This window comes from Methyloversatilis discipulorum, from assembly GCF_018780585.1.
GTDB lineage: Bacteria > Pseudomonadota > Gammaproteobacteria > Burkholderiales > Rhodocyclaceae > Methyloversatilis > Methyloversatilis discipulorum_B.
Genome location: NZ_JADMJL010000057.1, coordinates 1 through 7,139, shown reverse-complemented (window position 1 = coordinate 7,139; position 7,139 = coordinate 1). Strand labels below are relative to the sequence as shown.

8 protein-coding genes are annotated in these 7,139 nt (G+C 68.4%); 5 read left to right on the top strand and 3 right to left on the bottom strand.

All coding sequences use genetic code 11. The features are described from left to right. Positions 1-500 precede the first annotated feature (500 nt). Together IV112_RS19530 and IV112_RS19525 are read left to right on the top strand one after the other, a co-directional pair. Entirely contained in the window at positions 501-2,135 is a 1,635-nt protein-coding gene (locus IV112_RS19530) for an ATP-binding cassette domain-containing protein (RefSeq protein ID WP_368500657.1), read from the top strand. A 74-nt stretch (positions 2,136-2,209) separates the two neighbouring features. Next, a complete protein-coding gene (locus IV112_RS19525) occupies positions 2,210-2,545 on the top strand; it encodes an excalibur calcium-binding domain-containing protein (RefSeq protein ID WP_304006482.1) in 336 nt (111 codons plus the stop codon). On the opposite strand, the gene IV112_RS19520 is transcribed toward IV112_RS19525, so the two are convergent. After that, positions 2,530-3,270 (bottom strand): Hcp family type VI secretion system effector, encoded by a 741-nt coding sequence (locus IV112_RS19520; protein ID WP_304006480.1) that lies wholly within the window; start codon positions 3,268-3,270, stop codon positions 2,530-2,532. The genes IV112_RS19525 and IV112_RS19520 overlap by 16 nt on opposite strands. A 125-nt stretch (positions 3,271-3,395) precedes the next feature. Next, entirely contained in the window at positions 3,396-3,644 is a 249-nt protein-coding gene (locus IV112_RS19515) for a hypothetical protein (RefSeq protein ID WP_304006477.1), read from the bottom strand. A gap of 12 nt (positions 3,645-3,656) precedes the next feature. Between IV112_RS19515 and IV112_RS19510 the strand changes: the two genes are divergently transcribed. After that, entirely contained in the window at positions 3,657-3,800 is a 144-nt protein-coding gene (locus IV112_RS19510; RefSeq protein ID WP_304006475.1) for an excalibur calcium-binding domain-containing protein, read from the top strand. Between the two features lie 16 nt (positions 3,801-3,816). Here IV112_RS19510 and IV112_RS19505 read toward each other — a convergent pair whose 3' ends face one another. Beyond that, positions 3,817-4,734, bottom strand: coding sequence for an SMP-30/gluconolactonase/LRE family protein (locus IV112_RS19505; protein ID WP_304006472.1), 918 nt, complete (start codon positions 4,732-4,734; stop codon positions 3,817-3,819). A gap of 240 nt (positions 4,735-4,974) precedes the next feature. Between IV112_RS19505 and IV112_RS19500 the strand changes: the two genes are divergently transcribed. Then, positions 4,975-6,087: a VIT1/CCC1 transporter family protein gene (locus IV112_RS19500; RefSeq protein WP_304006470.1), complete on the top strand. Its 1,113-nt coding sequence runs from the start codon at positions 4,975-4,977 to the stop codon at positions 6,085-6,087. 192 nt (positions 6,088-6,279) lie between these two features. Then, a partial coding sequence (locus tag IV112_RS19495) for an ABC-F family ATP-binding cassette domain-containing protein (RefSeq protein WP_304006467.1) occupies positions 6,280-7,139 on the top strand: 860 nt, incomplete at its 3' end.

The window sequence follows — 7,139 nt, the reverse complement described above, 5'->3', positions numbered from 1 at the left end:
CCCCCCCCCCCCCTACCACCAAACAGTCACGGCCGCCAGTTACCCATATTTAGAAAGCTTCCTAATACGAAAGGCATTGTTATCAGTGTGCGTATAAATACGCGGATTGACCGGCGTTCCGATTAGTCTGCACAGTGCAACAACAGACGTTGGTTTGAGGTTTCCGCTGGCCTAGTTTTCCCAATCAAAGGACATCAAAGTCATATGTCTAATAGATCCATCGAGTTCTTTCTTTGAGCGAGGAAGCATGATATTTGATCCGTAGTTTTCCATTGTGGATATTGAATCATAACTGTTCGGAATAAGAAATTTCTGGCTAGACATTCATTGTCTGCCGCTGGCCCGAAGGAAAGCGAGGGAAGCGTTGTAGGTTACAAAGTCAGACTGGACGACCGTCTTCCCTTATTGAAATTGAAATGAAATCGGCCATCACCCTCCCCACCGCCGCCCGCGACCTCTACCGCGCACTCTGGCTCCACGCCCAGGGCGCCCGCGCGCAGATGCTCGGCGCAGCCGTGCTGCTTTCCGGCGCGCAGCTGCTGCGCCTCACCATGCCCTGGCTGGCGGCGCAGGCGATCAATGCCTTGCAGCAGGGCGACATGGCGACGGCGGGGCGGTGGATTCTCTATCTGGTGGGCATCTATCTGCTGTCCTGGCTGCTGCACGGGCCGGGGCGGGTGCTGGAGCGGAATGTCGGTGTGCGGGTGCGCGTGCGGCTGGCGGATGCGCTGTATGCGCGCATCGCGGCCGCACCCTTGGCGTGGCGGGACGGGCGGCATTCGGGTGAGCTGCAGCACCGCGTGATGCAGGCGAGCCGGGCGCTGTCGGACTTCGCGCAGAACCAGTTCGACTATCTGCAGAGCGCGTTCAACTTCGTCGGTCCCCTGGTCGCGCTGGCGCTGCTGTCGCGCACCAGTGGCGCGATCGCGGTGAGCGGCTATGTGGTGATCGCGCTCATCATCCTGCGCTTCGACCGCACGCTGATGCAGCTCGCGCGCGCCGAGAACGACGCCGACCGCCGCTATGCCGCAGCGCTGCTCGATTTCGTCGGCAACGCCGGCACGGTGATCGGACTGCGGCTGCAGGCGGCGTCGCGCGTGCTGCTGGGCCGGCGCATGGAGGCGGTGATGGCGCCGCTGCGGCGCGCGGTGATGGTGAACGAGGGCAAGTGGTTCGCGGTGGATCTGCTCGGCATGGGGCTCACCTGGGTGCTGGTGGTGGTGTATGTCATGCAGGTGCGCGAGCCGGGGCAGGCGGTGGCGCTGGGCACGGTGTTCATGATCTACCAGTACGCGCAGCAGGCGGCCGGCGTGGTGGCTTCGCTGGCGTCGAACTTCCAGGGCTTCGCGCGCATGCACACCGACTACTGCAGCGCCGAGCCGATCTGGAGCGCACCCGGTGAGCCGGATGCAGAGGTGCCCGCGGTGCAGGCGGACGCGTCGTGGCAGACGCTGGCGCTGCGCGGCGCCACCTGGCGCTACGGCGACGACGCGCGCGGCGGTCTGCGCGGTGTGGATCTGGAATTGCGACGCGGCACGCGGGTGGCGCTGATCGGCCCGAGCGGCGGTGGCAAGAGCACGCTGCTGCGCACGCTGGCCGGCCTCTACCAGCCGCAGCAGGGCGAACTGCTGCGCGACGGCGTGCCGGTGCCGTGGGCCGAACTGCGCACGCTTGCGACGCTGATTCCGCAGGAAGCCGAAGTGTTCGAAGCCAGCGTCGAAGAGAACCTCACTTTCGGTCAGCCGGCCGACCCGGCGGCGCTGCAGTCAGCGATGCACGCGGGCGTGTTCGACGAGGTGCTCGAGCGCCTGCCCGACGGGCTGCAGAGTGGTCTGAGCGAGCGCGGCGGCAACCTCTCCGGCGGTCAGCGGCAGCGCTTGGCGCTGGCCCGCGGTGCGCTGGCGGCGCAGGGCAGTTCGCTGCTGCTGCTCGACGAACCAACCAGCGCGCTCGACCCGCAGGCCGAAGGTCGGGTGTTCGACCGCATGGTGGCGGCATTCCCGTCGGCCTGCATCGTCGCTTCGGTGCACCGGCCCAGTCTGCTCGCGCGCTTCGATACCGTGGTGGTGGTCGAGGCCGGCCGCGTGGTCGACGCCGGCCCGCGCGACGCGGTGCTGGCGCGGCGGGCGCACTGAGCCGCAGCGCCCGGACATCAGGCGCCGCACAGGCGGCTAGACTGTGGCGGTCCGCTCCTTCTTGTGCCGCAGTGATGCCCTTCCGCCCCTGTTCCGTCCGCTGGCTGTCCGGTGCGCTGCTGCTGGCGACCGCTGCCACGGCGGCCGCGCATCCTGGCGGCCTGAATGCCGAGGGCTGTCACAACAACCGCAAGACCGGGGATTACCACTGCCATCGCGGTGCGCCGGCGCGCACCTCATCGCTAGCGACGGAAGGGGCGGCCGCGGTGCCGGCAGGCACCGCCTTCCGCAACTGTGCCGAAGCGCGTGCCGCGGGCGCGGCGCCGGTGCGCGCGGGCGAGCCGGGTTACGGCCCGCACCTCGACCGCGACGGTGACGGCATCGGCTGCGAGCCTTACCGCGGACGCTGAGCCGCCGCCAGCGCGCCGGCGGCATGTTGCCGTGCACGCCGCCGCGCCGCGAAACCTGTCAGCCCCAGGCCGGCGAGCAGCAGCGCCCAGCTTTCCGGCTCCGGCACCATGAGCACGGTCGGTCCGGATAGTCCCATTGCGTATACCGCAGCCAGCGCGTCGGCCGAACCGGTCCGCGTCGACAGGTCATAGCTGCTGACGAATTCTTCGCCGACGGCGCCGGACGATTTCAGGGTGATGTACTTCAGCGTGACGGTGCGGTATTCGAGGGCCGCTGACAGGGCCGGCGCGCTGCCGCTGCTGCCGGTCAGGTCGAACGTGGTGACGAAGGCGTCGGTGAACACCATCTCGAAGAAGGTGGCGCGCTGGCCTTCGATGTCCGTCGTCGCGTGCAGCGTCACGGTGTCGAGCGCGTCACCATTGCTGGCCCGTGCGAACAGCTTCGCCACGCTGGCGTCGAGCGCCTGCGTCCATTCGAAGTCGCGGAACACCGGGCGACGGATCGTGATGTCGCTGGTGGGGCCGCCGCTGACCGTTTCGATGCCGAAGCCCCAGGTGAAGGTGTCGATCTCGTTCCAGTTCGGGTGCTTGTCGTCGGTGCTCGAGCCCTTGATGTCGTCCAGCTTCAGGAAGTAGTCGAAACCCGCCTGCGCCTGACCCGCGCACAGCGCAAGCGCGACGGAGGCGGCCATCAGTACGGGGCGGAACGGTGTCGGAACGCGCATGGAAATCTCCCTGTCGAGTGGGTGACGGCCATCGGGGCGGACGCCAGGCGGCCGGCTTCGCGCAGCACGCAAAGTGCATCCATTAAAGCAGCCCGCATGCGCAGCGGATAGCGCTCCGTGCGATTTCAGACGAAGCGCGCGAGCACCACGCCCGATACCGCGATATGTGCCAGCGACACCCGCACCGACAGGCCGTGCAGCCACTTGAGCGGGCCGTCTGTCCGTCGTCGGTGGCGGCGTTTCCGGATGCCTGCATTGTTGCGTCGGTGCACTTGCCCAGCCTGCTCGCGCGCTTCGACGCCGTGGTGATGGTGGAAGCCGGTCGCGTGGTCCGCCGGCCTGCGCGACGCGGTGCTGGAGCGGCGGCCGCGCATCCGGGGGCTTGAATGCCGAGGGCTGCCTCAACAACCGCAAGACCGGGGACGACCACTGCCATCGCGGCGCCGGTGCGTGCAGGCGAGCCCGGTCACGACCCGCACCTCGACCGCGATGGTGACGGCATCGGCTGCGAGCCTTACCGCGGACGCTGAGCCGCCCGCGGTGCGTTCACTTCAGCGGCACGAACACCAGCGTGCCGGCCATCATGTCCGGCATCAGCAGGTAGTGTCCGTCCGCCGACAGCCCGATGTCCGCCGAGGACTTGTGACCTTCGGTGATCAGTTGCGGCGCCGACCGGGGCTTGCTCAGACGCCACACCTTGCCGCCCTTCCAGTCGCTCACGTAGAGCGCGCCGTCGCGATCGCGCAGCAGCCCGTCGGCGGCGCCGAATCCGCTGTAGAGCAGCTTGAGCGCCGGTTTGCCGTCGGCCTTCTTCATCACCAGACGGAACAGCTTGCCGGTGCCGAAGTCGGCGACCAGCAGCGAGCGCGGGCCGTCGAGCAGCAGGCCGTTCGGGCGCATGATGCCTGCATTGGCGCCGAGTACCGTGCGGATGCCGCCGTCGGGCGCGATGGCGTAAATGCCCGCGCCCTGGCCCTTGTCGTCGCCGCTGTCGGACACGTAGACGACGCCGTCGCCGTCGATCTCGATGTCGTTCAGGAAGACCGGCTTGTTCGGGAAGTCGCCGGGCTTTGCCAGTTCGGTCACCGTGCCGTCGAGGCCGATGCGCAGCACGCGGTCGACGTCGGCGACGTAGAGCCGGTCGCCGAAGAGGTCCATGCCCTTGGGGTCGTTCAGCCCGCCGACCAGCGTTTCAGTGCGGCCATCCGGATGCACGACGGTCACCTTGCCGTCACCCGCCTTGTTGAACGCGCCGATCTCGGTCACGAAGATGCGGCCGTCCGCGTGGGCGACCGCCGATTCAGGGTTGGTCAGGCCGACGACTTCCTTGAGCGTGGTGCCGGCAGGGCGCGCGGTCGGCTCTGCGCTGTTCGGTTCAGCGGCCGGGGCGGTGGCCGAGGTCAGGACCGCGAGCGCGGCGACCAGCCATCGCAGGCGAAAGGTGCTGCGGACGGTGTTCTTCATGGTGATCTCCGGTTCGAGTGAGTAAAGGGACGGAAGGGGGAATGAATGCCTTGAAGGGGAAAGGTGATCGAGGAATGGGTGCGCAGCGGCGAAGTTGTCGCCCCTGGGCGCGTCGTCTGCATGAGGTCGACTGCGGGCAGTCGCGACAGTTCGGTGGTCTTGAAGTGAGCGGCGCCGCGGATTCAGGCACTATCGCCCGTATCAGCGTCCTCGGGTGACGCTTTCCGACATGAGCACGCCATGGCTTCGAACCAAGACCGCTACCAGGCGAATCTCCGCGACGAACTGGACGGCGCCGCGCTGTACGCCGCGCTGGCCGATGCCGAATCCGATCCGGTGCGGCGCGACCTGTTCCGCCAGCTGGCGGAAGCCGAGGCGGCGCATGCGCAGCTGTGGCGCAGCAAGCTGGAGGCCGCAGGCGTGAAGCCGGAGGCGTTCCGGCCGAGCTTCCGCACGCGCGTGCTGGCGGCGCTGGCAAAGCGCTTCGGGCCGTCCTTCGTGCTGCCGTCGGTGGCGACCGCCGAAGTCGCCGACCGTGACAAGTACGCCGGTCAGGCCGACGCGGCGTCGCTGTCGGCGGAAGAGCGTTCGCATGCGGCGGTGCTGGAGGCGGCGTCGGGGCAGCCGCGCGGCATGAGCGGGGCGGCCATCGCCAAGGGCGAGCGCTGGCACCGCGGTGGCTCGGGCAACGAACTTCGGGCGTCGGTGCTGGGCGCGAACGACGGGCTGGTGTCCAACCTCTGCCTGGTGATGGGCGTGGCCGGCGCCGGTGCGCCGGCGCAGACCATCCTGCTGACCGGGCTGGCCGGGCTGATCGCCGGTGCGGTGTCGATGGCGCTGGGCGAGTGGCTGTCGGTCACCAATTCGCGCGAGTTCGCGCAGACGCAGATGGCGGCCGAGGCGGCCGAGCTGGAAGATACGCCGGAGGCCGAGCGCAAGGAACTGGCGCTCATCTTCCAGGCCAAGGGGCTGGCGCGGGAGGATGCCCAGCGCGTGGCGACCGAACTGATGCGCGACAAGAAGGCCGCGCTGGACACGCTGATGCGCGAGGAACTGGGCATCGATCCGGCCGAGCTGGGCGGCAACCCGTGGAGCGCCGCCGGCTTCTCCTTCGTGCTGTTCGCCGTCGGCGCGCTGTTCCCGGTGCTGCCTTTCTTCTTCACCGCGGGCCTGCCCGGCATGCTGTGGAGCGGCGGCCTGTCGGCGGCTGCGCTGGCCGCGATCGGGCTGGCGACCTCGCTGTTCAGCGGACGCGGGCCGGTGTTTTCGGTGGTGCGTCAGGTACTGATTGGTGCCGTGGCGGCAGGGGTGACCTACGGCACCGGCGCGCTGATCGGGGTGTCGCTGGCCTGAGCGGGCGGCCGCTCGATTGACGGCCACCCCCGGCGCGCCCGATACTCCGCCCCCGGCGGCGCGCCATATATATGCGTCGCCCCGCCGCTGTTCCGGCAGCTGGCAATCCGCGCCGGGCCGCCCGCGCATCCGCTCATCCCCACGTCCTGCCGCCGTTTGCCCCGCGGGAGAACCCGCTGGAGTTTCACCCGCATGATCACGCTCAGAAACGTCGTCCTTCGCCGCAGCGCCAAGGTGCTGCTCGATGGCGCCACCGCCACCATCAATCCGGGCGAGAAGGTCGGCCTGGTCGGCCGCAACGGCGCCGGCAAGTCGACACTGTTCGCGCTGCTCAACGGCACGCTGCACGAGGACGGCGGCGAGTTCGTCATGCCGGCGCAGTGGCGCATGGCGCAGGTGGCGCAGGACATGCCGGAAACCGACCAGCCGGCCACCGATTTCGTGATCGAGGGCGACACCGCGCTGCTCGCCGCGCAGAAGGAAGTGCAGGCTGCCGAAGCCACCGACGACGGCGAGCGCATGGCTTACGCCTACATGGCGCTGCACGACGCCGGCGCACACGACGCGCAGTCGCGGGCACAGGCGCTCATCCTCGGTCTGGGCTTCACTGCCGACCAGATGTGCAATCCGGTGAACAGCTTTTCCGGCGGCTGGCGCATGCGCCTGCAGCTGGCGCGCGCGCTGATGTGTCCGTCCGACCTGCTGCTGCTCGACGAACCGACTAACCACCTGGATCTGGACGCGCTGGTGTGGCTCGAATCGTGGCTCAAGCGCTACGAAGGCACGCTGGTGGTGATCAGCCACGACCGCGAATTCCTCGACGCCATCACCAACGTGACGCTGCACATCGACGCCGGCAAGCTCACGCGCTACGGCGGCAACTACAGCACCTTCGAGGACATGCGCGCGCAGCAGATGGAGCTGCAGCAGAACGCCTACGCGAAGCAGCAGGACAAGATCGCCCACCTGCAGAAATTCATCGCCCGCTTCAAGGCCAAGGCGAGCAAGGCCAAGCAGGCGCAGAGCCGGGTCAAGGCGCTCGACCGCATGGA